This is a genomic window from Nonomuraea basaltis (assembly GCF_005893125.1).
Taxonomy (GTDB): domain Bacteria; phylum Actinomycetota; class Actinomycetes; order Streptosporangiales; family Streptosporangiaceae; genus Nonomuraea; species Nonomuraea basaltis.
Window position 1 is genome coordinate 82,196 of record NZ_VCJS01000018.1, and the last position, 23,852, is coordinate 106,047.

The 23,852-nt window shown below is 69.4% G+C and carries 26 protein-coding genes; 12 read left to right on the top strand and 14 right to left on the bottom strand.

Annotated elements, in window-relative coordinates; genetic code table 11:
* The first annotated feature begins 13 nt into the window (after positions 1–13).
* Genes EJK15_RS11440 through EJK15_RS11450 form a run of 3 tightly spaced genes read left to right on the top strand, consistent with a single transcriptional unit; the run spans position 14 to position 4,996 of the window.
* Positions 14–1,426 (top strand): family 2B encapsulin nanocompartment shell protein, encoded by a 1,413-nt coding sequence (locus EJK15_RS11440; protein WP_138710354.1) that lies wholly within the window; start codon positions 14–16, stop codon positions 1,424–1,426.
* Positions 1,427–1,432: 6 nt separating this feature from the next.
* Entirely contained in the window at positions 1,433–2,803 is a 1,371-nt protein-coding gene (locus EJK15_RS11445; RefSeq protein WP_138710355.1) for a family 2B encapsulin nanocompartment shell protein, read from the top strand.
* 9 nt (positions 2,804–2,812) lie between these two features.
* The gene (locus EJK15_RS11450) at positions 2,813–4,996 is read left to right on the top strand and encodes a terpene synthase family protein (RefSeq protein WP_138710356.1); all 2,184 of its coding nucleotides are present in this window, start codon (positions 2,813–2,815) and stop codon (positions 4,994–4,996) included.
* 9 nt (positions 4,997–5,005) lie between these two features.
* Here the strand turns inward: EJK15_RS11450 and EJK15_RS11455 are convergent, their stop codons facing one another.
* On the bottom strand, positions 5,006–5,350 hold the full coding sequence (locus EJK15_RS11455) for an STAS domain-containing protein (protein WP_138710357.1): 345 nt from the start codon (positions 5,348–5,350) through the stop codon (positions 5,006–5,008).
* Positions 5,351–5,978: 628 nt separating this feature from the next.
* Between EJK15_RS11455 and EJK15_RS11460 the strand changes: the two genes are divergently transcribed.
* Positions 5,979–6,449, top strand: coding sequence for a C40 family peptidase (locus tag EJK15_RS11460; protein ID WP_171074242.1), 471 nt, complete (start codon positions 5,979–5,981; stop codon positions 6,447–6,449).
* Between the two features lie 257 nt (positions 6,450–6,706).
* Here EJK15_RS11460 and EJK15_RS11465 read toward each other — a convergent pair whose 3' ends face one another.
* Complete coding sequence (locus tag EJK15_RS11465; protein WP_138710359.1) at positions 6,707–6,973, bottom strand: hypothetical protein; 267 nt, start codon at positions 6,971–6,973, stop codon at positions 6,707–6,709.
* Between the two features lie 409 nt (positions 6,974–7,382).
* Between EJK15_RS11465 and EJK15_RS11470 the strand changes: the two genes are divergently transcribed.
* On the top strand, positions 7,383–7,847 hold the full coding sequence (locus EJK15_RS11470; RefSeq protein WP_138710360.1) for a hypothetical protein: 465 nt from the start codon (positions 7,383–7,385) through the stop codon (positions 7,845–7,847).
* Between the two features lie 239 nt (positions 7,848–8,086).
* Positions 8,087–8,974 carry a helix-turn-helix domain-containing protein gene (locus EJK15_RS11475; protein ID WP_138710361.1) on the top strand — a complete coding sequence of 296 codons (888 nt, stop codon included), beginning with the start codon at positions 8,087–8,089 and terminating at the stop codon, positions 8,972–8,974.
* On the opposite strand, the gene EJK15_RS11480 is transcribed toward EJK15_RS11475, so the two are convergent.
* The 3 genes from EJK15_RS11480 to EJK15_RS11490 all read right to left on the bottom strand — a co-directional run bounded on the left by EJK15_RS11480 (position 8,958) and on the right by EJK15_RS11490 (position 10,441).
* Positions 8,958–9,170 (bottom strand): SAM-dependent methyltransferase, encoded by a 213-nt coding sequence (locus EJK15_RS11480; RefSeq protein ID WP_138710362.1) that lies wholly within the window; start codon positions 9,168–9,170, stop codon positions 8,958–8,960. The genes EJK15_RS11475 and EJK15_RS11480 overlap by 17 nt on opposite strands.
* Positions 9,171–9,380: 210 nt before the next feature.
* The gene (locus EJK15_RS11485; RefSeq protein ID WP_138710363.1) at positions 9,381–9,827 is read right to left on the bottom strand and encodes a MarR family winged helix-turn-helix transcriptional regulator; all 447 of its coding nucleotides are present in this window, start codon (positions 9,825–9,827) and stop codon (positions 9,381–9,383) included.
* Positions 9,824–10,441, bottom strand: coding sequence for a type 1 glutamine amidotransferase family protein (locus tag EJK15_RS11490; RefSeq protein ID WP_138710364.1), 618 nt, complete (start codon positions 10,439–10,441; stop codon positions 9,824–9,826). Before EJK15_RS11490 ends, EJK15_RS11485 begins: the two co-directional genes overlap by 4 nt.
* A gap of 61 nt (positions 10,442–10,502) precedes the next feature.
* On the opposite strand from EJK15_RS11490, the gene mads6 reads away from it, so the two are divergent.
* Both mads6 and EJK15_RS11500 read left to right on the top strand, forming a co-directional pair.
* A complete protein-coding gene (gene mads6 / locus EJK15_RS11495; RefSeq protein WP_138710365.1) occupies positions 10,503–11,849 on the top strand; it encodes a methylation-associated defense system protein kinase MAD6 in 1,347 nt (448 codons plus the stop codon).
* Positions 11,846–12,358, top strand: coding sequence for a GNAT family N-acetyltransferase (locus EJK15_RS11500; RefSeq protein ID WP_138710366.1), 513 nt, complete (start codon positions 11,846–11,848; stop codon positions 12,356–12,358). The genes mads6 and EJK15_RS11500 overlap by 4 nt, the downstream gene beginning before the upstream one ends.
* A 30-nt stretch (positions 12,359–12,388) precedes the next feature.
* On the opposite strand, the gene EJK15_RS11505 is transcribed toward EJK15_RS11500, so the two are convergent.
* A complete protein-coding gene (locus tag EJK15_RS11505; protein ID WP_138710367.1) occupies positions 12,389–13,192 on the bottom strand; it encodes an FKBP-type peptidyl-prolyl cis-trans isomerase in 804 nt (267 codons plus the stop codon).
* 172 nt (positions 13,193–13,364) lie between these two features.
* On the opposite strand from EJK15_RS11505, the gene EJK15_RS11510 reads away from it, so the two are divergent.
* Positions 13,365–14,405, top strand: a complete 1,041-nt coding sequence (locus EJK15_RS11510) for a DUF2293 domain-containing protein (protein WP_138710368.1) — start codon at positions 13,365–13,367, stop codon at positions 14,403–14,405.
* Here the strand turns inward: EJK15_RS11510 and EJK15_RS11515 are convergent, their stop codons facing one another.
* The 8 genes from EJK15_RS11515 to EJK15_RS11550 all read right to left on the bottom strand — a co-directional run bounded on the left by EJK15_RS11515 (position 14,406) and on the right by EJK15_RS11550 (position 21,543).
* Positions 14,406–15,011 carry a LysE family translocator gene (locus EJK15_RS11515; protein ID WP_138710369.1) on the bottom strand — a complete coding sequence of 202 codons (606 nt, stop codon included), beginning with the start codon at positions 15,009–15,011 and terminating at the stop codon, positions 14,406–14,408.
* A 111-nt stretch (positions 15,012–15,122) separates the two neighbouring features.
* Entirely contained in the window at positions 15,123–16,319 is a 1,197-nt protein-coding gene (gene kynU / locus EJK15_RS11520; protein ID WP_138710370.1) for a kynureninase, read from the bottom strand.
* Between the two features lie 4 nt (positions 16,320–16,323).
* Positions 16,324–17,427: an ABC transporter substrate-binding protein gene (locus EJK15_RS11525; protein WP_138710371.1), complete on the bottom strand. Its 1,104-nt coding sequence runs from the start codon at positions 17,425–17,427 to the stop codon at positions 16,324–16,326.
* A gap of 13 nt (positions 17,428–17,440) precedes the next feature.
* Complete coding sequence (locus EJK15_RS11530) at positions 17,441–18,409, bottom strand: amidohydrolase family protein (RefSeq protein WP_138710372.1); 969 nt, start codon at positions 18,407–18,409, stop codon at positions 17,441–17,443.
* Positions 18,410–18,925 carry a 3-hydroxyanthranilate 3,4-dioxygenase gene (locus tag EJK15_RS11535; RefSeq protein WP_138710373.1) on the bottom strand — a complete coding sequence of 172 codons (516 nt, stop codon included), beginning with the start codon at positions 18,923–18,925 and terminating at the stop codon, positions 18,410–18,412.
* A complete protein-coding gene (locus tag EJK15_RS11540) occupies positions 18,922–19,332 on the bottom strand; it encodes a RidA family protein (protein ID WP_138710374.1) in 411 nt (136 codons plus the stop codon). The genes EJK15_RS11535 and EJK15_RS11540 overlap by 4 nt, the downstream gene beginning before the upstream one ends.
* 11 nt (positions 19,333–19,343) lie before the next feature.
* A complete protein-coding gene (locus EJK15_RS11545) occupies positions 19,344–20,141 on the bottom strand; it encodes a 2-keto-4-pentenoate hydratase (protein ID WP_138710375.1) in 798 nt (265 codons plus the stop codon).
* The gene (locus tag EJK15_RS11550; protein ID WP_138710376.1) at positions 20,134–21,543 is read right to left on the bottom strand and encodes an aldehyde dehydrogenase family protein; all 1,410 of its coding nucleotides are present in this window, start codon (positions 21,541–21,543) and stop codon (positions 20,134–20,136) included. Before EJK15_RS11550 ends, EJK15_RS11545 begins: the two co-directional genes overlap by 8 nt.
* Before the next feature lie 202 nt (positions 21,544–21,745).
* Here EJK15_RS11550 and EJK15_RS11555 point away from each other — a divergent pair, with 202 nt between their 5' ends.
* The 3 genes from EJK15_RS11555 (at position 21,746) to EJK15_RS11565 (ending at position 23,560) form a co-directional block, all read left to right on the top strand.
* A complete protein-coding gene (locus EJK15_RS11555; protein WP_138710377.1) occupies positions 21,746–22,288 on the top strand; it encodes a VanZ family protein in 543 nt (180 codons plus the stop codon).
* 152 nt (positions 22,289–22,440) lie between these two features.
* The gene (locus tag EJK15_RS11560) at positions 22,441–23,193 is read left to right on the top strand and encodes a GntR family transcriptional regulator (protein WP_138710378.1); all 753 of its coding nucleotides are present in this window, start codon (positions 22,441–22,443) and stop codon (positions 23,191–23,193) included.
* A 124-nt stretch (positions 23,194–23,317) separates the two neighbouring features.
* Positions 23,318–23,560 (top strand): hypothetical protein, encoded by a 243-nt coding sequence (locus EJK15_RS11565; RefSeq protein WP_138710379.1) that lies wholly within the window; start codon positions 23,318–23,320, stop codon positions 23,558–23,560.
* The last annotated feature ends 292 nt before the right edge of the window (positions 23,561–23,852 follow it).

Sequence of the window (23,852 nt, forward strand, 5' to 3'; positions counted from 1 at the left end):
AGGAAGGTGCACGATGACCGAAACGACCACTCACACCACCGGCCCTGAGAACGGCAACGGACAGCTGAGCCTCAGCACCGATGCCGCCAGACAGCTCTCGACCACGACCAAGACGCCTCCGCAGATGCAGGAGATCACCTCACGGTGGCTGCTGCGGTTGCTGCCGTGGGTGCAGTGCTCCGGCGGCGTGTTCCGGGTCAACCGGCGGCTGACGTACACGCTGGGGGATGGCCGCATCACGTTCACCAACACCGGCTCGGAGGTGCGCGTCATCCCGGCCGAGCTGACCGAGCTCCCCATGTTGCGCGGCTTCGACGACCAGGAGGTGCTCGAAGCGCTGGCCGATCGCTTCACGCAGCGCGAGGTCGCGGCCGATCAGGACATCGTCACCGAGGGCAGCCCCGGGGACCGGCTCGTGCTGATCGCCCACGGCCGCGTACGCAAGACAAGCCACGGCGCCTATGGCGACGAGCAGCACCTCGGCACTCTGGCCGACGGCGACTACCTCGGCGAGCAGGCGCTCGTCGACGGCGGCGAGTTCGCGTTCAGCGCGCGGGCCAAGACGGCCACCACCGTGCTGTCGCTCTCCCGGCAGGACTTCGAGCAGATCGCCGAGCAGTCGCCCGCGCTGCGCGACCATGTGGAGAGGTGGCGCTCCAGCAGCGACCGCGCCCACAACGACTATGGCGAGGCCGCGATCGACATGGCGTCGGGCCACACCGGCGAGCCCGTGCTGCCCGGCACGTTCGTGGACTACGAGCAGAGCCCGCGCGAGTACGAGCTGAGCGTGGCCCAGACGGTCCTGCGCGTGCACAGCCGGGTCTCGGACCTGTACAACCAGCCGATGAGCCAGCTCGACCAGCAGCTCCGCCTCACGATCGAGGCCCTGCGCGAGCGCCAGGAGCATGAGCTGATCAACAACAGCGGGTTCGGCCTGCTCCACAACGCCGACTTCAGCCAGCGCATCCGCACCCGCTCCGGCCCGCCCACCCCCGACGACCTCGACGACCTGCTGGCCACCGTGTGGAAGGAGCCGGCGTTCTTCCTGGCCCACCCGCAGGCCATCGCCGCGTTCGGCAGGGAGTGCAGCAAGCTCGGCGTCTACCCGCAGTCCAGCGAGGTCAGCGGGCACCGGGTGCCGGCCTGGCGGGGCGTGCCGATCTTCCCATGCAACAAGATCCCGATTTCCGGCACGCGGACGACGTCGTTCCTGCTCATGCGGACCGGCCAGGAGAAGCAGGGCGTCGTCGGCCTGCACCAGACGGGCATCCCTGACGAGTACCAGCCCAGCCTCTCCGTCCGCTTCATGAACATCAACGAGAAGGCCGTCGTCTCCTACCTGGTCAGCGCCTACTACTCGTGCGCCGTCCTGGTGCCCGACGCGCTGGGCATCCTGGAGGACGTCGAGATCGGCAGGAACGGCTAGCCTGCGATGACTGAGTCGGACCAGCGGGAAGCGCGGCTGAGCCTCGGCACCGCGGCGGCGCGCAGGCTCGCCACGACGACCAAGACGCCCCCGCAGATGTGCGAGATCTCACCGCGCTGGCTGCTGCGGGTGCTCCCGTGGGTCGACGTCGCAGCCGGCGTCTACCGGGTGAACCGGCGGCTCACATACCCGGTCGGCGGCGGCCGGGTGAGCTTCTCCGGCACCGGCAGTCGGATCCGGGTGGTCCCACCGAGCCTGACCGAGCTGCCGCCACTGCACGGTCTCGAGGACGGCGACGTCCTCGAGACCCTCGCGCGGCTGTTCGAGCAGCGGGATTTCGCGCCGGGAGACACGATCGCGCGGGCCGGACGGCCGGCCGACGAGATCCTCCTGATCGCCCACGGCAGGGTGACCCGGCTCCAGTCCGGCGAGTACGGCGACCGCCTCGTGCGCGACTCGCTGGCCGAGGGCGACCACGCCGGGGCCGAGCTCCCGGGCGGGGCCTGGGAGTTCACCCTGGAGGCCGGCACCGCCTGCACGGTGCTGGCCCTCCCCTGGGAGGAGCTCCACGCGGCGGCCGCGCAGTCCCCGTCGCTGCGCGCCCAGCTCGAACGCCACCGCGCCAGGATGTCCAGGCCCCGGAACAAGTGGGGCGAGGCCGCCATCGCCATCGCCGCCGGGCACCGGGGCGAGCCCGTGCTCCCCGGCACGTTCGCGGACTACGACCCGGGACCGCGCGAGTACGAGCTGAGCGTGTCGCAGACCGTGCTCCGCGTCCACACCCGGGTCGCCGACCTGTTCAACCAGCCCATGGACCAGACCGAGGAGCAGCTCAGGCTGACGATCGAGGCGGTGCGCGAGTCGCAGGAGCGCGAGCTGGTGAACAACCGCGACTTCGGGCTGCTGCACAACGTCGACCGCGGGCAGCGGATCCACCCGCGTACGGGCCCGCCGGGACCCGACGACCTGGACGCGCTGCTCTGCCGCAGGAAGAAGTCCCGCTACTTCCTCGCCCACCCGCGGGCCATCGCCGCCTTCCACCGGCAGTGCAGCGCCCAGGGCGTCTACCCCGACTGCGTCGAGCTGCACGGGGCCAGGCTGACCGCCTGGCGCGGCGTGCCCATCCTGCCCTGCGACAAGATCCCCGTCAGCCGGGCGGGCACCAGCTCGATCCTCGTCATGCGGACGGGCGAAGCGGACCAGGGGGTCGTCGGCCTGCGCCAGACCGGCGTGCCCGGCGAGCGCGAGCCGGGGCTCGGCGTGAAATTCACCGGCGTCGACGCGAGGGGAATCGCGTCGTACCTGGTCAGCGCCTACTACTCGGCCGCGGTCCTGGTGCCGGACGCGCTCGGCGCGCTGGAGAACGCCCAGGTTTAAGGAGTGATCATGACCCAGCCGTTCGAACTGCCGGACTTCTACATGCCGTACCCGGCGCGGCTCAACCAGCATCTCGAAGAGGCACGCGCGCACTCCAAACAGTGGGCGCGCGACATGGGCATGCTCGAAGGATCGGGCGTCTGGGAGGAGGCCGACCTCGACGCCCACGACTACTCGCTGATGTGCGCCTACACCCATCCCGACTGCGACGGCGCCGAGCTCTGCCTGATCACCGATTGGTACGTGTGGGTCTTCTTCTTCGACGACCACTTCCTCGAGGTCTTCAAGCGCACGGGCGACCTGGAGGGCAGCAAGGAGTACCTCGGCAGGCTCCCCTGCTTCATGCCGATGGGCGCGGACCTGACCATGCCCGAGCCGGCCAACCCGGTCGAGGCGGGCCTGGCCGACCTGTGGGTCCGCACGGTGCCCGGCATGTCGGGGGAATGGCGCGAGCGCTTCGCCGAGAGCACGCGAAACCTGCTCAACGAGTCGCTCTGGGAGCTGGCCAACATCAACAAGGGCCGGATCGCCAATCCGGTCGAGTACATCGAGATGCGGCGCAAGGTGGGCGGGGCGCCGTGGTCGGCGGGGCTGGTCGAGCACGCGGTGGGGGCCGAGGTGCCGGCCAGGATCGCCGGGACCCGGCCGATGCGGGTGCTGAAGGACGCCTTCTCCGACGCCGTCCACCTGCGCAACGACCTGTTCTCCTACCAGCGGGAGGTCGGGGAGGAGGGCGAGCTGAGCAACGGCGTGCTGGTGCTGGAGACCTTCCTCGGCTGCACCACTCAGGAGGCCGCGGACGCCGTCAACGACCTGCTGACCTCGCGGCTGCAGCAGTTCGAGCACACCGCGCTCACCGAGCTGGGGCCGCTGTTCGCGGAGCACGCGATCGACCCGCTCACCGCCGCCGGCGTGCTGGCGTACGTCAAGGGCCTGCAGGACTGGCAGTCGGGCGGGCACGAGTGGCACATGCGATCGAGCCGCTACATGAACGAGCGGGCGCGGGCGAGCCGGCCCCTGGGCATGTCGTCGGTCGTGGACCTGCTGGGGGCCAAGCGGATCAGGAACTTCACGCACGTTCCCTATCAGCGGGTGGGGCCCTCCCGGATCCCCGAGCTCTACGTGCCCTTCCAGCTCAGGCTCTCGCCACACCTCGACGCCGCCCGCCGCAACACGGTGGCCTGGTGCCGGGAGATGGGCATGCTGGAGGCCCAGCCCGGCGTCGTGGGGTCGGCGGTGTGGGACGAGGAGAAGCTGATCGACAACGACCTGCCGCTGTGCGCGGCGGGGCTGCATCCCGGCGCCACCCCCGAAGAACTGGACCTGGCATCGTTCTGGCTGGCCTGGGGCACCTATGGCGACGACTACTTCCCGGCCGTTTTCGGCAGGTCGCGCAGCCTCGTCGCCGCCAGGATCACGGTTGCCCGGTTCTCGGCGTTCATGCCGCTGGACGGGACGCCCGCGCCACCGCCCGCCAGCGCGCTGGAGCGCGGGCTGGCCGACGTCTGGGCCCGCACGGTCGCGCCGATGCCGCTCGGGGACCGCCGCAAGCTCCGCCGGGCGGTCGAGCGGATGTGCGAGGGGTGGCTGTGGGAGCTGGCCAACGAGGTGGCCCACCACATCCCCGACCCGGTGGACTACATGGAGATGCGCCGGCTGACCTTCGGCTCGGACATGACCATGAGCCTGAGCCGGCTGCGGCACAGCAAGGGCATCCCCGAGGAGGTGTACGAGAGCGGCCCGATGCGGGCGATGGAGAACGCCATGATGGACTCCGGGCTGCTCGTCAACGACATCTTCTCCTACCAGAAGGAGATCGAGTTCGAGGGCGAGGTGCACAACTGCGTCCTCGTGGTGCAGAGCTTCTTCGACTGCGACTACCCGGCGGCGCTGACCATCGTGAACGACCTGCTGACCTCGCGGGTGAAGCAGTTCGAGCACATCGTCGAGCACGAGCTGCCCATCGTGTGCGACGACTTCGGGCTGGACGCCGAGGCCCGGGACGACCTCGGCGCGTTCGTGGCAGAGCTGCGGAACTGGCTGGCCGGCATCCTCAACTGGCACCGCGGCTGTTTCCGCTACGACGAGGAGTCCCTGCTGCGCCACAACCGGCCGCCGCGCTTCTCACTCCGCGGCCCGACGGGGCTGGGCACTTCGGCCGCGGTCGCCTTCGCCGGCCTGCCTGGCAGGTGAGAGAGCGGGCTATAGGGGCAGGTGATGGGCGCGGGGCTCGTAGTACCAGCCCATCATGCGCAGCAGGCGCCGCTGGTACGGCGTGACGTTGTGCAGCCGGATCCAGCGCTGCGACGGGGGCAGCGTGGGCATGACCAGCACGCGCAGCCCCGAGACGTCGATGAAGGTCAGCGCTCCGGTGTCGACGGTGATGTAAGCGTCCTGGCGACAGCTCGCCAGGACCAAGGCCAGCGCGCTGCTGTTGGTGGCGTCGATCTCGCCGATCAGCGTGACGGCCGGTGCCCCGTCAGCCGAGCGCACTGTGATCTTGAGTTGCTCGTCCTGGTAGAGCAGCCGCTCTTCGAGACCGCCCACGCTCCTCGCACCCCCCAACACGCATGCTTCGGGGGTTGTTGCCGAACCTGCACCCACTGAGGATTAGCCAGAACCAAGGTTACACGAAGTATGTTTCACTATGTAATTTTCGCGAGAATATGACCGAATTAGTGAGAAATCCTGAAGTGCCCGGCGGTGCGGCCCTCCGCGCGTCGGCAGGGTGACGCGGCGGCGCCCGTGCAGGCGCGCTCGGGCCCCGCTACCAGCGGGTTTACCGAGGATCTCCCGAGCGGCGCCCCGCCTGGTCCTCGCACCCGCCCTGGGCCCAGATCTGAACGGCGGTGCCGCCAAGAATGCGGCGGAGTATTTCCGATCCACTTCCCGGAATCGGCGTTGAATCAGGCGTTGTCGTTCACCGTTGACGGTCCGGAGACGAATATCCGGCCGGAGTCGTATACCCGTATCTGACCTGGCGCGCCGACGCCCGAATAATCGCGAAATTTCCGTCTCGTGGGGTTTTGTCCGAAAGCGTTTATCCCTATAGAGAGGGAGAAAGTCACGCAGCAGACAACACTCGCAGGGCAGCGATTCGGGGGGCGCTGAATATGCCATGAACGGAAGATGGGCGCGACCACTGACAGCGGCGGCATGCGCCATCGTGTGCGTCGTGCATTCGGTCCCCGCACTGGCCGGCGCCGCCGGCATCAGGTCGGCGACCGGGAGCATCGCGCTGCGGGCGGCGCTGGAAATGATCGGCGTCCCGTACTCGTGGGGCGGCGGTGGGGTGCACGGGCCCGGTTACGGGATAGGGAAGGGGGCCAAGATCAAGGGATTCGACTGCTCGGGGCTCACCGAGTACGCGTACGCGCGGGCGGGGACGCTGATCGGATCCACCACGCGGGAGCAATGGCATTCCGGGATCCAGGTACCGAAGGAGCTCGTGGAACCGGGGGATCTGGTCTTCTACGACAACTCGCCGGACAGTCCAGGGCCGGAACACGTCGGCATCGCCGCGGACGCGGGAAGTATCGTGCACGCGCCGTTCACGGGGGCGCTCGTGCGGCTGGATCGGCTGGACAGGCCGCGGTTGATGGGGGTGATCCGGCCGGGCGCGGGCCGTACCGGCATCGACGTGTGAGGTTGAGCCGTGCGGCCCAGGAGCGACCTGGGCCGCACGACGCTGAACATTTCGGTGTCCTCAAGAGCTTTTCGTGGCCTCGCGAGTCTCCACGACGAGCTCCGTCGGCTCACCTAGGCACCAGGAGGGTCATTTCTGGCCAGATGGCTTCCGTTCATACGGCAGCCGCGCATCGACCCTCCTGCCTACGCCACGCGACGAGCGTCACAAGTGGATGCCGCCACCCCGGCGTCGCTGTCTGCGTTGCCGTGGCCGACCTACGACCGCGGGATGGCGACGGTGCTGAACAGCGGCGCGATGGGGGAACCGTTCAGGATCGGTGCATTGAAGACGAGCGAGTTCCGGCTCAAGAGCTCGGCCTGACTGAGCGCGTTGTTCAGCCAGTCGCCGACCTCCACCGGGAGGTTGATCGCAGCTAGCTGCGCGCCGGTCTCGTTGGGGCCGATGTCGGCGGACGCGGCGGTGGCGGAGAAGCCAAGGGCGGCGGCCGCGATTGCCGCGCCGGCCAGAATACGACGGAACATGTTTGGTTTCCTCCATTGATAGGCGCGGGAATTCCCGGCGCCATACTCGTTTGTGCAGGGCTGTGAGGTGCCGCAAATAACAATCGCGGCAGGCAGCCCGGCTCGCAACCCAAAAAGCCCTCACCGAGGTCAAGGAGGACCCTCGATTTCTTGGCACTCGGTTTTCGCGCCAGTCGCCGGCGCACGGCATTCAGACTGCACCGACCAGGCGGTAAACGACATTGATTTGGCTGACGGTGAGATCGACGGGGCAGTCTTTCACCGCCGCATAAGCAAGGATCACCTGAAACTTTGAGAATCCCGCTACGCCGATCGGCGTACCTGGAGCACCACCTGTGGGTGGATGCCCCGCGTGAACAAAGCCACGACGATGGCCGGAGTTTCTGAATCAAGGGGTGAGGTGAGAGCGATGCGGCCAGGTATCCGCAAGACGGTCTTGGTCATCCACATCGTCGTCTCCGTCGCGCTGGTCGGCGAGGTGTGGGGGCTGGTGGCGCTGAATACGGCGGCGGCGCTGACCAAGGATCTGGAGCTGGCACACGCCGCCTATCGGCTGATGCCGATCCTCGTGTTCGCGGGCGGCATACCGCTCAGCGTCACCGCATTGATCACCGGCATCACGCTCGGCCTGGGCAGCCATTGGGGGCTGTTTCGCTATTACTGGATCGTGATCAAGTTGGTTCTGCTGGTGGCGGTCATCTGCCTCGGCATGTTCCTGTTCGATCCCGAAGGAATGGCCGCCGCCACCGAAGGCGCCAGGCAGGCCGTCGCCACTCGGCAGTGGAGCCAGGTCGCGGTGCTGTGCGGGCAGATCGCCATGCTGTTGATCGCGACCGTGCTGTCGGTGTTCAAACCGCGCTGGAAACTCCGGTGACGTGGCTGCTCACCCTTCCGCGCCCCGGCAGACCAGCCCGCGCCGGCGGACGCCGGACGGACGCCGACGCGAAGCCGGGCCGACGCGCGGGTGGGGATGGGGTATATGGGTGAAATTCGTGGCAGATTTCAGGCGCCGGGAAACACGGTCCTCGTGCCGATCGGCGTGGCAGGATTGTCTTCGGGCCGGGACTGTGGCGAACTGCCAATTGAGGGGAATAGATGCAGAGTGCTCACGATATGGGCGACTTGACCGAAACGTCCGATAGTGATTCCATCCAATCCGGGCCGACAGCGCTACGACTCCTTGTCGGCGCGCAATTGCGCCGGCTTCGCGAATCCCGCGGAATCACTCGCGAGGACGCCGGATATGCCATCCGAGGCTCGCATTCCAAGATCAGCCGGATGGAATCCGGGCGTACGAGCTTCAAAACGCGCGACGTGGCCGATCTGCTCACCCTGTACGGCGTCACCAACGAGGCCCAGCGCGCGAGCATGCTGGCCCTGGTCGAGCAGGCCAACGCCCCCAGTTGGTGGCACGACTACCGCGACGTGATCCCCGACTGGTTCGAGCCCTACCTCGGGCTGGAGCAGGACGCCGTGCTGATCCGTACCCATGAGGTGCAGTTCGTCCCCGGGCTGCTGCAGACCGAGGACTACGCCCGCGCGGTGATCGTGCAGGGCCACGAGCGCGACTCCGCAGAGCGGATAGAGCGCCGGGTCGAGGTACGCATGCGCCGGCAGCAGATCCTGGCCCCGCCCAAGCCCCGCAAGCTTTGGGCGGTGATGGACGAGGCGGCGCTGCACCGCCGGGTCGGCAGCGAGGCGATCATGCGCGCCCAGCTCGGCCACCTCACCAAGCTGGCCCAGCAGCCGCACATCACGCTGCAGGTGTTCCCGTTCTCCTCCGGCACCGCCATCGGCGGCGTCGGCCCCGTCACCATCCTGCGCTTCACGCAGACGGAGCTGAACGACGTGGTCTACCTCGAACACCTCACCGGCGCACAGTTCCTCACCAAGGAGACCGACGTCCACCGCTACCAGCACCTGATGAACGAGCTGAGCGTGCACGCCCTGCCCCCGGCCGACACCCCGGCGCTCCTGCGCCGGATCATCGAGAGCCGGTAGGCCTCACGGCTTGCGGGCGACGCCGCACGGTGCGTCGACCCGGGAACGGCCGGCTGAACTGGTCGCCGGCCTCCCGGTGGTCGGCGTAATGATCCTTGCCGCCGAGCCAGTAATTCCACATCCGTGCGACGTGCGGAATGCTGGTGTCGATGCGGGGCGGGAGCGCCTGACCTGCCGGAGAGGGCTCAGCTGTCATGGAGCTTCTCCTGTTCAGCGGATCCGCGGGCTATTCAACCTAAGGTTCTGGGTTTGACATTTCCATACGAAGGATCCCGCCCTCCCGGCCTGCGGCGACCCCCCGGGCCGAGGCCGATTACCAGGGTTTTATGGAAGGCGTCGCGGCCGTTTATTCAGCATGGAATGATCTCCGCAGACATTTTCCGCGGACGTTCACCGATATTCGGGCTCACGGCTGTTCGCCGAGCCGGTCCAGCGCGGCCGACAGCCGGCGCAGCGCCTCCAGGCACTCCCTGGCCTCCTCGACGCCCAGCTCGCCCACCAGCCGGTCGGCCAGCTCCTGGTGCCCAGGGACGATCTTGGCGACCGCCTCCCGGCCGGCGGCGGTCGGCTGCAGCAGCTTGGCCCGCCGGTGTGCCGGGTTGGGCTGGTATTCGGCCAGCCCGCGCTCCACCAGCAGGTCCGCGATCCGCTGCACTCCCTGCCTGGTCATCCCCATGGCCCTGGCGATCCCGGCCACCGGCAACGGCTCACGCAGAACGGCCCCGAGCACCTGCCACCACGCCGCGGTCATCCCCGCGGGCCTGGCCAGCCCCTCCGCCACGTGGAGGAACTGGCCGTTGAGCCGGAACGCCGCCAGCGCCATGCCGGAGAGCAGCTCGGGCGTCTCGCTCATGCCGCCATCAGGACCTCGTACGCCGACGCGTCGCTCTTGGCGAAGAGCCGGAACCAGGCGTCCAGCACCTCGGGCCGGTAGATGTCGAGCCGCCGGAAGATCTCCCTGGCGAACGCCACCGGCTCCGTGGGCCCGGCCGTGATGAGGTCGCCGTCGAGCACCGCGTCGCGATCGAGATAACGCTTGGCGCCCGCGTAGCCATCCTGGGCCTCCAGGTATTGCACCACGGCGCTGGTGTGGTCACGGTCGTCCAGCAGCCCCTCCCTGGCCAGCCCGGCCGTGGCGCCGCAGATGGCCGCGACCGGCACGCCCGCCTCCAGGAACTCGCGGGCCTTGCGCGCGAACGGCGCCAGCTCTTGCCCCGCGTCCCACAGGTCCGCGCCGGGCAGGATCAGCAGCGCACTATCGGCGGGAGAGAGCTGGTCGAGCGCGAGGTCGGGGGTGATGCGCAGGCCGCCCATGGTGATGACCGGATCGGTGGTCAGGCCCACCGTGACGACCTCGTAGCCGCCTGGCTCGCGGCGGAAGCGCCCGCTGCGCAGGTGTGCGGTCGCGTGACCGGTCTCCCAGTCGGCGACCGTGTCGTAAACAGCGTGGTGAACGATTTCCTTCATGACAATATCCTGTCATTACGACAACATGTTGTCAATAGGATCCCGTGCGAGGATAGGGGCCATGGCAGAGATCGTCGGCGGAGGACGTCCGGTCAACGACGCCGAACGGCGCGTGATCGCATATTTGCGCGACCACGCGCCCGCCGACTGGCTGCTGCTGCACAACATCGAGGTCCCGCGCGGCCTCGACGTCTTCGAGGTCGACCTGCTCGTGCTGACCGGCCACTCGCTCGTGGTCGTGGACGTCAAGGGCACCCGCGGGCGCATCGAGGTGTCGGGCACGCGCTGGTTCCCGCCGCGCAGGGAGGCGTTCGGCTCTCCCGTGGCCAAGCTGCGGGGCACCGCCAAGGCGCTGAAGGGCCTGCTGGTGTCCAAGGCCACCCAGCTCGAACGGGTCTACGTCGACGCCCTGGTCGTGCTCACCTCGCCCGACGCCGAGCTGATCGACCCTGCCGGGCGCGACGCGGTCAACGTCACGACCCTGCCCGAGCTGCTGGCCACGCTGAGCAACGTCTCGCGGGTCAGGCGCGGGTGCAGCCCGCACGCGCGGCCGTACATGACCGCGATTCTCGACGCGCTCAACCAGAGCGTGCGCCGCAGCACGGCGCCGCCCAGGTTCGGCAACTGGGAGGTCGAGGAGCAGCTCGGCGGCGATACCAAGGTCACCGAATATCGCGCCTTCAACGCGACGCTGCCGGGCAGCGAGACCGTGCTGCTGCGGGTCTACCAGGCCGATCCGATGGCCGACCACGAGGCGCGGGCGGCCGAGCGGCAGCGCATCGCCAACGCGTACCAGACGCTGGCCAGGATCCCGCCGCACCCGTGCGTGGTGCGCTCGCGCGACTTCTTCGCCATCGACGACGAGAGCCGGTTCGTGCTGGTGCTCGACGACGTGCACGGCCAGGCGCTGCACCTGTCGCTGGGCCGGGGCGAGCGGATGGGCGTGATCCAGGATCTGCTGCGCGGGCTGGCGCACGCGCACGCCAACGGCGTCATGCACCGGGCGCTCACGCCCGCCTGCGTACTGGTCACCGACGACGGGCACGCGGTGCTGACCGGGTTCGACTACGCCAAGCCGGGGCCGCGCAACTACACCGTCGCCCACGAGCTGGGCAACGTACTGGACGCGCACTACGTGGCGCCGGAGTGCCAGGAGCGGCCCGACCGGATGACGACGGCCTCCGACGTCTACGCGGCGGGGGCGATCGCCTACCAGCTCCTCACCGGGGAGCTCCCGACGAGCGCCGACGCCCACGGCCCGGACGTGCCGGAGGTGGTGCGCAGGATGCTCGACCACTCCCCCGCCAAGCGGCCGACCGCCGCCGAGGCGCTCGACGCCCTGGAGGGCGCGCGGCCGCAGAAATCGCGGCTCAGGCGACTGGTACGTCGCATAGTGTCCGGATCATGACCATCAGACTGCGTGCCGTCGACGAGGACGACCTGCCCTTCCTCCACCGGCTCACCAGCGACCCGGACAGCACCGGCGACTTCCAGTGGTACGGCTGGCAAGACCCGCACCGCCTGCGCAAACGCTGGGAGGACAACGGGATGCTCGGCGACGAGGGCGGCACTTTGATCATGGCGGCGGACGACGACCGGATCGGTTTCGTGTCGTGGCGCAAGATGGTCGCCGACCGGGCCAGCTACAGCTGGGCGATGGGGCTGATCGTGGCGCCGGAGTTCCGGGGCAAGGGCTACGGCACCGAGGCGCAGAAGCTGATCGCGCGATACTTGTTCGACCACACGACGGTCAATCGGATCGAGGCGTCCACCGAGATCGACAACGTGGCCGAGCAGCGGGCGCTGGAGAAGGCCGGGTTCACCCGCGAGGGCGTGCTGCGCGGCGGCGGGTTTCGCGCGGGCAAGTGGCGCGACGGCGTGCTCTACAGCATGATCCGCTCCGACCTCGACGGCTGATTCACGTTCGAGCACTGCGGCAGCCGGCCACTACGCCTGCGTGATCGTGTCCAGGACGTCGATGACGTACAACCTGGGCTGATCGCCGGGAGAGGGCACCGCCACCCGGCAGCCGGCCCGCTTCCCGACGAGCGTGTGCAGCCAGGCCGGGGGCACCGCCCCCGGCATCAGCGGGTACGCGCTCGGCCCGCCCCGCCGGTACGACGAGTCCACGATCACGCGGGACGGCCACGACGCGGCCACGTACTGGATGATCACTTTCGCGCCCGCCACGATCTCCTGCCCTGAGCCGTCGATGAGCGTGCGCGGCGGCGCGGCGGGCGTGAGGTCGGCGGGGATCACCGGCAGCGTACGGCCGACCAGCCGGGCGTCCGGCGGATAGCCGCCCAGGATGTCGAAGACCAGGACGAGCGTGTCCGCGGGCGAGACGCCGGTCAGCGGCACGTTCGGGCCCAGCGCCTCGGCGGCCCGGCTGACCAGCATGACCCGGCTGCCGGCAGGATGACCGATGAGCGACTGCCGCCAGGTATCCGAAATCTGCCGGCCGTCGAAGACGACTGTGGTGGGCTGGTTGGCGTCGTACGTGCTCATGTACGGCTGGTTGCCCGACCACCGCCGGATGTCCACGTCCGCGAGCACCACGTCACCCGGCACGGTACGCCGCCCGCTCCCCACCGACAGCACCGTGACCCGCGGCGTGCGGCCCGGCTTGCCCTTGGGTATGGCGACGACCGGCTTGGTGCCGACCGTGCCGGTGACGACGGGCTGTGTGCCCTCCTCCGCCAGGCCACACGACGTGGCGAGCATGAAGATGGCAGGCCAGAACAGGCGCACGAGATCCTCCAGACGCAAACCCGAAGGGGTTACTTGCCTCGATGGGCAAAAGCAAAGCTTCGCGTCTGGCCATCTCACGACAAAGGGCGCGGGAGACTGGGACCGTGAGCGAGCGTGGCGAGCCAACCAAGAGACACAACAGCATGCTCACAGGACTGACGCAGGAGGGCCTGTGAGCAAGCCGAACCTCGCGCGCAGGGTCGCCGACGCGGCCGAGATCGCGCTGACCACCCGCAAATACGTGACGTTCATCGACGTGGTCACGGGGCTGCGCTGGCTGCACTCCAGGCACGTGGACACCTGGCGGCAGGGCCGGGCCGCCACGCTGGCCGAGCTGGCCGACGTGGATGAGGACCGCCTGCTCACCGCGGTCGCGCTGCTGAAGGACTGGGCGCTGGCCAAGGGACTCAAGCCCGTGGACACGCCCTATGTGGCCGGCACCCGCGACCGCCGCGAGCTGCGCTTCACCGCCCGCCATCCGCAGGACGCCTTCCGCGTTCACTGGATCTCGCCCGACCTCAGCGAGGCCAGGGTGCGCCGGCTCACCGAGCGGCAGAGCAAGGCGCCGGACCTGGTGGCGGTGGCCCCGCTCAACGCGTGGACGTGCGCGGACTGCGGCGACACAGGCCCATACCTGATCATGGAAGAGGAGAGGCCGCACTGCCTGACCTGCGCGGACATGGACCACCTGGCGTTCCTGCCGGCCGGTAACGCGGCGCTCAGCCGCCGTGCCAAGCAGGAGAGCGGGCTGTCGGCGGTGGTCGTGCAGTACAACCGGCGGCGCAAGGTCTACCAGCGCCTCGGCCTGCTGGTCGAGCAGGCGGCGCTGGACGCGGCCGAGGAGCGGTGCCTGGCCGACGAGGAGGTGCGCCTGCGCCGCCGCGAGCGCGACCGGGTCCGCAGGGCCGAGCAGGACGTCGACTTCCAGGCCCGCATGGCGGCCGAGATCGCCCGGCTGTTCCCTGGCTGCCCGGCGCCGCGGGCGCAGGAGATCGCCGAGCACGCGGGGCAGCGCGGCAGCGGCCGGGTGGGCAGGTCGGCGGCGGCCAGGGCGCTCGACGAGAACGCGATCACGCTGGCCGTGATCGCCTCGATCCGGCACCTGGACACCGACTACGACAGCCTGCTCATGTCGGGCGTGCCGCGGATGGAGGCCCGCGATCTGATCAGGGACCGCATCGAGCGCAAGCTGGAGGAGTTCCGCCGCCCGTGACTACTGAACGGCGAGGCGGAGCGCGAAACCGACCAGCAGGACGCCGGTGGCGCGCTCGATCCTGGCCCGGATCCGCGGCGTGCGCAGCAACGCCCCGGCCCAATTGATGATCAGGTTGTAGAGGCTGAACCAGAGCGCGTAGAGCGCCGCGACGACGGCCGACAGCAGCAGCGCCCGGCCCAGGGTATCGCCCTGGGCCGGCAGGAACTGCGGCAGCCACGTCACGAAGAGCAGCAGCACCTTGGGGTTGAGCAGGTTGGACAGCAGCCCCCTGCGCACGTGCGCGAGCGCCCGGGCGGCGGGCTCCGGCGCCGTGTGCGGCACGACCCGCTTCCGGCTCGACAGCAGCGCGTGCGCGCCGAGCCAGAGCAGATAGCAGATGCCGAGCGCGCGGACCACGGTGAAGGCGGTGGGCGAGGCTGCCAGCAGCGCGGACAGGCCGACCGCGGCGGCGCAGGCGTGCACCGACAGGCCCAGCAGGCCACCGAGCATGGTCAGCAGCCCGGCGACCCGGCCGTGCGCGAGGGAGTTACGCATGATCAGGGCGGCGTCCGGGCCGGGAATCATGATCATGACGAGGGTGGTGACCGCGAAGGTCAGCAGCATGGCGGGGGTCTCCCAGAGCTGGGGCGCGCTCCGCCGGCCCGCTCGTGCGCAGGCCGCACGGCAACGCGGGCGAACATAGATGCCTTGTGGGCAGGATGAGGATACCGGGCCTCAGGTGACGGCCAGCCGCCGGGCGTACCTCTCGTCTCGCCAGAGCTCCTTGTCCAGCACCTCCAGCAGGGTGGCCGCCGCGTCGCAGACGTCGGCATAGCTGATGTACAGCGGCGCGAAGCCGAACCTGAGGATGTCCGGCGCCCGGAAGTCCCCGTGCACGCCCCGGTCGATCAGTGCCCGCATGACCTGGTAGCCGCCGGGGTGCCGGAAGCTCACCTGGCTGCCGCGCGCGGCCGCGTCGGCGGGCGAGACCGGCTCCAGCGCGTCGCCGACCAGGTCGATGAAGAGCGAGGTCAGCGCCATGCTCTTGGCCCGCACCTGGTCCATCGGCACCCGCTCCCACACGTCGAGCGCGGCCTCCAGCGCCGCGAACGACAGCACGTGCGGCGTGCTCACCGCGAACCGCCTGATCCCCTCGGCCGGGCGGTAGTCGGCCTCGAACGCGAACGGCGCGGCGTGCCCGTACCAGCCGGACAGCGCGTTCTCGGCGGTCGCGTGGTGGCGCGGGTTGACGTACAGGAACGCGGGCGCGCCAGGGCCGCCATTGAGATACTTGTACGTGCACCCGACCGCGAAATCGGCCGCCGACACGTCCACCTCCATGGCCCCCACGCTGTGGCACACGTCCCAGACCATGAGCGCCCCGGCCTCCTGGACCCGGGAGGTGACCGACGGCACGTCGTGGCGGGCGCCGGTCCGGTAGTCCACCTCCGACAGCAGCACCACAGCCGCGTCGTCGAAGCGTCCCGCCGCGAAGTCGCGGATCTCATAGCCGCCGAGCAGCGCGGCCAGCCCCTGCACCATGTAGTGGTCGGTGGGGAAGTTCCGCACGTCGGAGACGATCACCCGGCGCCCGGGACGCAGTCGCAGCGCCGCCGCCACCGCCTGGTAGACCGCGATCGACGTCGTGTTGCCCACCACGACCTGCCCGGGTCCCGCGCCGATGAGCGGGGCCAGCCGGTCGCCGGTGGTCAGCGGCTGGTCGTACCAGCCGGCGTGGTTCCAGCCGCCGACGAGCTGCCCGCCCCACTCGTCCTCGACGGCCCGCCGCACCCGCTCGGCGGTGCGCCGGGGCAGCGCGCCGAGCGAGTTGCCCACGAGGTAGACGACGCCTTCGGGCAGCACGAACTCGTCCCTGAACTCCCGCAGCGGATCGGCGGCGTCAAGAGCGAGGCAATCGTCGCGACTTAGCACCCATTCACTCCTGTTGTGGTGGGATGGTGGCAATTACACGGTTTACACCATTCTGGTACTCGCGGGCGTACCAGTTCTGCACCGGGTTGTGCCGCGCGTCCAGCCGGAAGCTGCCGCGCGGGCCGGCCAGCTCGCCCACCTCGGCCAGCCCGCGCGCCAGATCGCGGCCCCCGGACAGCGCCGCGTCGATGAGCCGCATGGCGTCCCAGCTCTGCAGCGCGACCGCGGAAGGGTTCTTGCCGGTCCTGGCCCGCCACCTGGCGACGAACGCGGCGTTGTCCGGGTTGTCCAGCGCGGGCGAGTACATGCCGACGCTCGTGATGCCCTCCGCGTCCGGCCCGATGGCCCGGACCACGTCCTCGTCCGTGAGGTTCTGGCAGGTCAGCAGCTCGATCCTGGCGTCGTAGCCGAGCTGCTTGAACGCCCTGGCGAACGTGACCGCCTCGCCGCCTGCGTAGAAGGCGTACAGGAGCCCGGCCTCCGGCGGGATCTGCGCCAGGTACGGCTCCAGGTCCGCGGGGCCGCCGTACGGCGTGAGGATCCGCTTGAGCGGCCGGGCGCCGTAGCCCTCGGTGAAGCCGCTGAGCGTCTCGACGCCCGCGGAGTAGTCGGAGGCCATGAGCACGACGTCCTGCCGACCGTACCGCTCGGCGGCGTAGCGGCCGGCGGCGTAGCCGTGGTCGTGGTTGGTGTACGAGACGCGGAAGACGTTCGGGCCGCCCAGCTCGTCCGCGCCCGCGTTGGCGATCACCACGGGCGTCCCGCCCGCCGTCCTGACCACCGCCTCGGCCACGGGAGAGGCGATCAATCCGGTGATCACATCCACGCGATCGTCCTCGATGAGCCGCCTGGCCTGCTTCTGGCCCTCCTCCGGGTTGCCCGCGTCGTCGGCCACGACGAGCGCGGCGGGCCGGCCGCCCAGGCTGCCGCCGTGGTCGTCCAGGTAGAGGCGCATGGCGGTCTCCATGTCGTCACCGAGCATGGCGTACACGCCGGTCTGAGAGATGATCGCGCCGACCTTGACCGGCGGGTCGTCCTCGTCCGGCGGCAGCGTCCCGCCGCAACCGGCGGCCATGAGCACGACAAGCCCCAGCACAGGCACGCGCATGGGGAAGCTCCCTTCAGCCCAGGAACGCCTCGGCGTTGGCTGCGAGCAGCTTGGCGCGGGCCGTGCCGGACAGGAAGCGGGCGTGCCGGATCAGGTCACCCGCGGGTGACTCGCCGAGCGGATAGGGAAAGTCGCTGCCGAGCATCACATGGTCCTCCCCGAGAGTGTCGACGAGCAGCCGCAGCGCGCGCTCGTCGAAGACGGCAGAGTCGACGCTGAACCTGCCGAGGTAGTGGGACGGCGGCCGCTCAGAGACGCCGACCAGGTCGCGCCTGCGGTGCCAGGCGTTCTCGAACCGGCCGAGCCAGAACGCGAACGAGCCACCGCCGTGCGCGAAGCAGATCCGCAGCGTGTCCGGGACGCGGTCGAACACGCCGCCGAGGATCATCGCCAGGATGGACATGTGCGTCTCCGCGGGCATCCCGACGAGCCACTGCGCCATCCACCGCTCGACGCGCGGTCCGTTGGGCAGGTCCCACGGGTGCACGAAGACGGGAACGTTCCTTTCCGCGCAGTGCTGGAGGAACTCGACGACTCCGGGGTCGTCGAGGTCGCGGTCGCCGACGTGGTTGCCGATCTCCACGCCCCGGTGGCCGCCGGCCAGGCAGCGGTCGAGCTCCGCGCAGGCCAGGTCAGGGTCCTGCAGCGGCACTTGGCAGAACGGGATCAGGCGCTCGTCCCGGCAGATCTCGAGTGCGAGGTCGTTGAAGACCCGCGCGATCCGCACGCCCTCCTCGGCCGGCCGGTCGTAGCCGAAGAAGACGGGGGTGGGCGAGACCACCTGCCGGTCCACGCCGTCCTCGTCCATCCTTTTCAGCCGGACCCGCGGGTCCCAGCAGTCATCCTGAATTTTCCGGAAATCTCGGTCGTTGACGAGGATCGTCGCTTCGCGCTCCGACTCGACCCTCAGTCTGGGCGCCCCGGGCCAGCCCAGCTCGGGCCAGCCCTTGGGCACGTGGTGCGTGTGGACGTCGATGACCATCTAGCCCTTGCCAGGATGCAGCGCGCCGCACCGGTCGCAGGTGCGGGCCTTCTCGTCGGCGTAGAACGCCTCGAAGACCGGCGGCAGGTCCTTGACGATGTCGCGCACCTGCAGCTCGACCTCGTGCACCCGGTTGCCGCACTCCATGCAGTACCACTGGAACCTCTCCAGCGTGCCCTCCGGCCGGATCTTCTCCACGACCAGCCCGACGGACCCGGCCTCGGGCCGCTGCGGCGAGTGCGGCATGCGTTGCGGCAGCAGCCACATCTGCCCCTCGCGGATGTGCACGGTCTCGGGGCCGTTCTCGGTGACGACGTTGACGTGCATGTTGCCGCGCACCTGGTAGAACAGCTCCTCGTACGGGTCGACGTGGAAGTCGGTCCTGGAGTTGGGCCCGCCGACCACCATCACGATGAAGTCGTCGGCCCCCTCGAAGACCACCTTGTTGCCGACCGGCGGCTTGAGCAGGTGGGCGTGCTCGTCGATCCATCGGGTGAAGTCGATGGGCGGAATCATGATCGCTCCTGTGGATGGTAGGCGACAGCTTGCATCTCGATGAGCAGGTGCGGGTGCGGCAGCTGGTGCACCGCGACCGTGGTCCTGGTGGGCCCCTCCTCGTCGAAGAACTCGGCGTAGACCTCGTTGTAGCCCTTGAAGTCGTTCATGTTCACCAAGTACACGGTTATCTGCACGAGATCGGCGAGCGACCCTCCGGCCGCCTTGAGGATGTCGCCGATGTTCTCGATGACCGCCCTGGTCTGCGCGCGGATGTCCAGGTTCGTTGCCCCGTACTTGTCGACCTCCACGCCCACGAACGTGTCGTCCGTCCGGCGGCAGCTCGTGCCCGAGACGTAGAGGAAGTCTCCCGCCCGCTTGACGTGCGGAAACCTGCCACGCGGGGTGGCCTTCCCGGGCACGCGCATGGCCTTGGGCCTCACTTGCCGAACACCGCCCGCACCGATCCGAGCCCCTCGATGTGCGCCTCGAACGCGTCCTCGGGCTCGACCGGCACCACCGGACCGAGCGCGCCCGTCAGCACCACCTCGCCCGCCCGCAGCGGCCGGTCGGTCCGGCCCAGCCGCGCGGCCAGCCAGACTGCGGCGTTGAGCGGGTTGCCCAGGCACCTGGCGCCCGATCCGGCCGAGACCTCCTTACCGTCGCGGGTCATCGTCATCCCGGCCGCCCGCAGGTCGAGCCCCATCAGGGAGACAGGCGTGTTGCCCAGCACGAACACCCCGCTGGAGGCGTTGTCGGACACCGTGTCGGCCGACGTGATGTCCCAGCCGGCGATCCGCGAGTCGGCTATCTCGATGGCGGGCAGCGCGAACTCCACCGCCCTGATCACCTCGGCCACCGTGAAGGGCCCGCCCACCAGGTCCGCGCCGAGCACGAGTGCCACCTCGGCCTCGGCCCGCGGCTGCAGGAGCCGGTCGTACGGGATGGGCTGCCCGTCGAGGTAGGCCATGTCCGCGAAGAGCGCGCCGCAGGTCGGCTGGTCGATGCCGAGCTGCCGCTGCACGTCGGGGTTCGTGACACCGATCTTCCGGCCGGCCGGCCGGCGCCCCTCGCCGAGCGCCCGCCGCGTGTTGATCTCCTGTACGGCGTACGCGTCGGCGGCGGTGCCGATCAGGTCCCTGATCGGTGCGCACGGCTTGCCGGATCGCGCGGCCTCGACCAGCCGGTCGGCGGCCTGGGCGCGCGCGTCCACGGCCTCGGACCATTCGTCATGCATCGGGCTGCTCCAGTTTGATGGTGATCGTGGTGGGTTCAGAATAGAAGTCGAGCGACTGGGTGCCGCCCTCCCTGCCGATGCCCGACAGCCCCACGCCGCCGAACGGGGTCCGCAGGTCTCGCACGTACCAGGTGTTGACCCAGACGAGCCCGGCCTCCAGTCGCTGCGCCACCCGGTGCGCGCGGTCGAGGCTGCCGGTCCAGAGGGTGGCGGCCAGACCGTACTCGCTGCCGTTGGCCAGGTCGACCGCCTCGGCCTCGCTGTCGAAGGGGGTGATGTGGCACACGGGACCGAAGATCTCCTCCCTGTTGAAGCGGGACCACTCCGACAAGCCTGTCACCACCGTCGGCTCCACGAAATAACCGGAATCGCGATGATCGCCGAACGCGGGGACACCGCCTCCCGCGAGCACCTTGGCTCCCTCCGAGCGGGCCAAGGCGTAGTAGGAGAGCACCTTCTCGCGATGCTCGGCCGAGATCATCGGCTGCGGCTCGACCTCCTGGGCGCGGAGCGCGAGCCGGGCGCAGAATTCCTCGGCGATCGAGCGCTGAACGTAGAGCCGCTCGGTGCACAGGCAGACCTGGCCGCCGTTGGTGAAGACGGACTTCACGCTCCCCTCGACGGCCCGGTCCAGGTCGCAGTCCTCGAAGACCAGGCCGGCGTTCTTGCCGCCCAGCTCGAACGAGATCGGCTTGACCCGGTCGGCCACGGCCTTCATGATCGCCGTACCCGTCCTGGTGGAGCCGGTGAACGTCACCGCGTCCACCCCGGGGTGCTCGACGAGGAGCTGGCCGGAGGCGCCGTACCCGTAGATGATGTTGACGACACCGGCGGGCAGCCCGGCGGCGGCGCAGATCTCGGCGAACACCGCGGCCGAGCCCGGCGTGTGCTCGGACGGCTTGACCACCACGGTGTTGCCGGCGACGAGGGCGGGCGCGAGCTTCCACGTCATCAACAGGAACGGCAGGTTCCACGGCACGATCACCGCGACCACGCCGAGCGGCCTGCGCAGGGTGTAGCTGAGCACCCCCGACAGGTGGAAGGCGTCGTCGGGGCGCTGGGCGGCGATCTCGGCGAAGGCGCGGAAGTTCGCGATGCCGCGTGGGATGTCGAGCGTGCGGGTCTGGTCGAGCGGCTTGCCCGTGTCGGCGATCTCCGCCGCCACCAGGTCGTCGAAGCGGGCCTCGATGCCCTCGGCCAGGCGCCGCATCCACCCGGCCCGCTCGGCGACGGGCAGCGCCGCCCAGTCGCGCGCCGCCTCCCTGGCCGCGCGGACCGCCCGATCCACCACCTCCGGGTCGGCCTCGCAGACCTGTCTGATCACCGTCCCGGTCACCGGGTCGTGAACCGGGAAGGCATTGCCCGCGGCCACCGGCTCGCCGCCGATGTAATGGGTCAGCACAACGGTCTCCTCATCTCTCCTCACTCCGGGTATAGATCTCCGCTGGTCGCGGGGACTTCATCTTGGGTGAGCAGGCTTGCGTTCCCCCTCCATGGCATCGTCTCCCCGGAACGCGGGACGCGCCATCGCCGGGAAGGCCTCGGAGAAGACCTGTCCAGATGGACATCTTCTGGTACCCCTAGATCACCGCCATCATGGTCGGATGACGCGGACGTGGGAATTGTGGGGAAACGTCATTATTGCTGGCACCTTTACGCTCCCCTTGGCCTTGTTAGCAATCTTGCTCCTTTCCCGGCACCGCGCTCGCGCCGGCCATCCGGCACCTCGGCGCACTTCGATCGCCGACATCGGCATCGTGGTCGGCACCGCCCCGTGGATATGGATGATCCTCACCCCGTCCGACGGCCCGAACGGAGTCGGCCTCGTCCCTTTCAAGGACCTCGCCGAGGTCGCCGCCGCATCCTGGCAGACGGTGTTCGTACAGGTGGGAGGCAATCTGCTGGTGTTCGCGGCGCTGGGCGCGCTGCTGCCGGTACGCACCGCCACAATGGCCTCGATCTCCCGCGTTGCGGTCGTCGCCGCGGCATTTTCGGTCCTGGCCGAGCTCCTGCAGTATGTCCTCAGACTCGGGCGTTTCTCGTCCATAGACGACGTCATCCTGAACACGGCGGGCGCTGCGATCTTCGCTCTGGTTACTCGCCGCTGGTGGGCCACTCGAATACCGGCTGGGACCGTTCCACGTTAACGGTCCGCTCAAACATCGCGGAATTCATCACACGGGCACGATCCGCTCAAAAACAGCTCGCGACCAACCTCTGTATCTGTGCGATCGTGGACAAGACGGGGCAAGTTCTCTGGAGACGCCACAACCTGGTTGGTGACAGAGGGTGATCAAAGTTGTCTGAATCCCCGGTACCCCACGAGCCCCCTATCTATCGCCGCATCGCCGACGGTCTCCGCGCCCGGATCCTGTCCGGCGAGCTGCGCGACGGGGACCGACTACCGGGCGAGAACGCTCTGATGGCCGAACACGCAATCGCACGAGCCACCGCCAGGCAGGCGCTTGCCGTACTGATCAACGAAGGGCTGGCGGTACCCAAACGAGGTTCGGGGGTTTACGTGCGGCTGTTCAAACCGATACGCAGACACGGCGCACGCCGCCTGTCACGAGAGCAGTGGGGCCAGGGCCGGGCCATCTGGGATGCCGACACCCGCGGCCGGCCGTTCACTGTTGATCACGTGGAGGTGGCGCTGGAGCGCGCCACAGAGGAGGTGGCGAGCGTTCTCGAGAGCGGCGAGGTTTGGGTACGCAGGCGCCGCTACTCGGTCGACACCAGGCCCGTACAGCTGGCCACCTCCTACTTTCCCGCGCGCCTGGTCGAGGGCAGCGCGATCACCCTTCCCGACACGGGCCCCGGCGGGGCCTACGCCAGGCTGAGCGATCTGGGGCTGCCTCCGGCCCACTTCACCGAGGAGGTGCGGGCGCGCATGCCGCAACCGCGCGAGAGCGCACTGCTCGACCTGCCGGGCGGTACACCCGTGATCGTCATCGCGCGTACCGCGTACACGGCGGGCGGGCTGCCCATCGAGGTCAACGAGATGGTGCTGGACTCGGCGGCGTACGTACTCCAGTACGACTTCGACGCCTAGTTCAACCCGATCTGTCAAGCGATAGGTTGACCTGTCCGTCACGATCATTGAATTCTCTAGAGAAGTCCCTCATCTTCTAAGGAGATGGAAACCTCGCCTGGGACCCGGGGGAAGGTGGACAAAGATGTCCTTTGATCGGCATCTTGCCGAGATCGCCCGGGAGTACCCCAAGTGGACCATCTGGCGGAGCGACGCGGGCCGCTGGTGGGCCACGAGACACCATCCGCTGAGCGCGGCGCAGCGCGACGCCGGATGTGCGATGACCATCGACGCGGACGACCCGGACGGTCTGCGCGACCGGCTCCGGGACCAGGAAGGACGGGCCCGCGAGCCGCACCGGCGGCGGGCCGGCCCCGGACCTCCCTGACGTCCGCCGTGGAGCGTTCCGCGGCGGGCGTCCACGAGCAGCCCGGTGCCGGGTCCAGCGTCTCGGCGGCCCCGGCACCGGGCCACCAACCGGGTGGGGCCACGAACGCGGAAGCCTCCGACCCTATCGGGGGCGGGGGCTTCCGCTCCTCGGCGTTACTTGTGGGCCTCCGACAGGCGGACGATGTTGTTCACCTCGGTGTCGTCGGAGACGGGCTTCGCCTCCGGCTTGTCCTCCTCCTCGTCGGTCTCGACGATGATCCGCACGTCGTCCTGCGGCGCGGGGGCGGGGG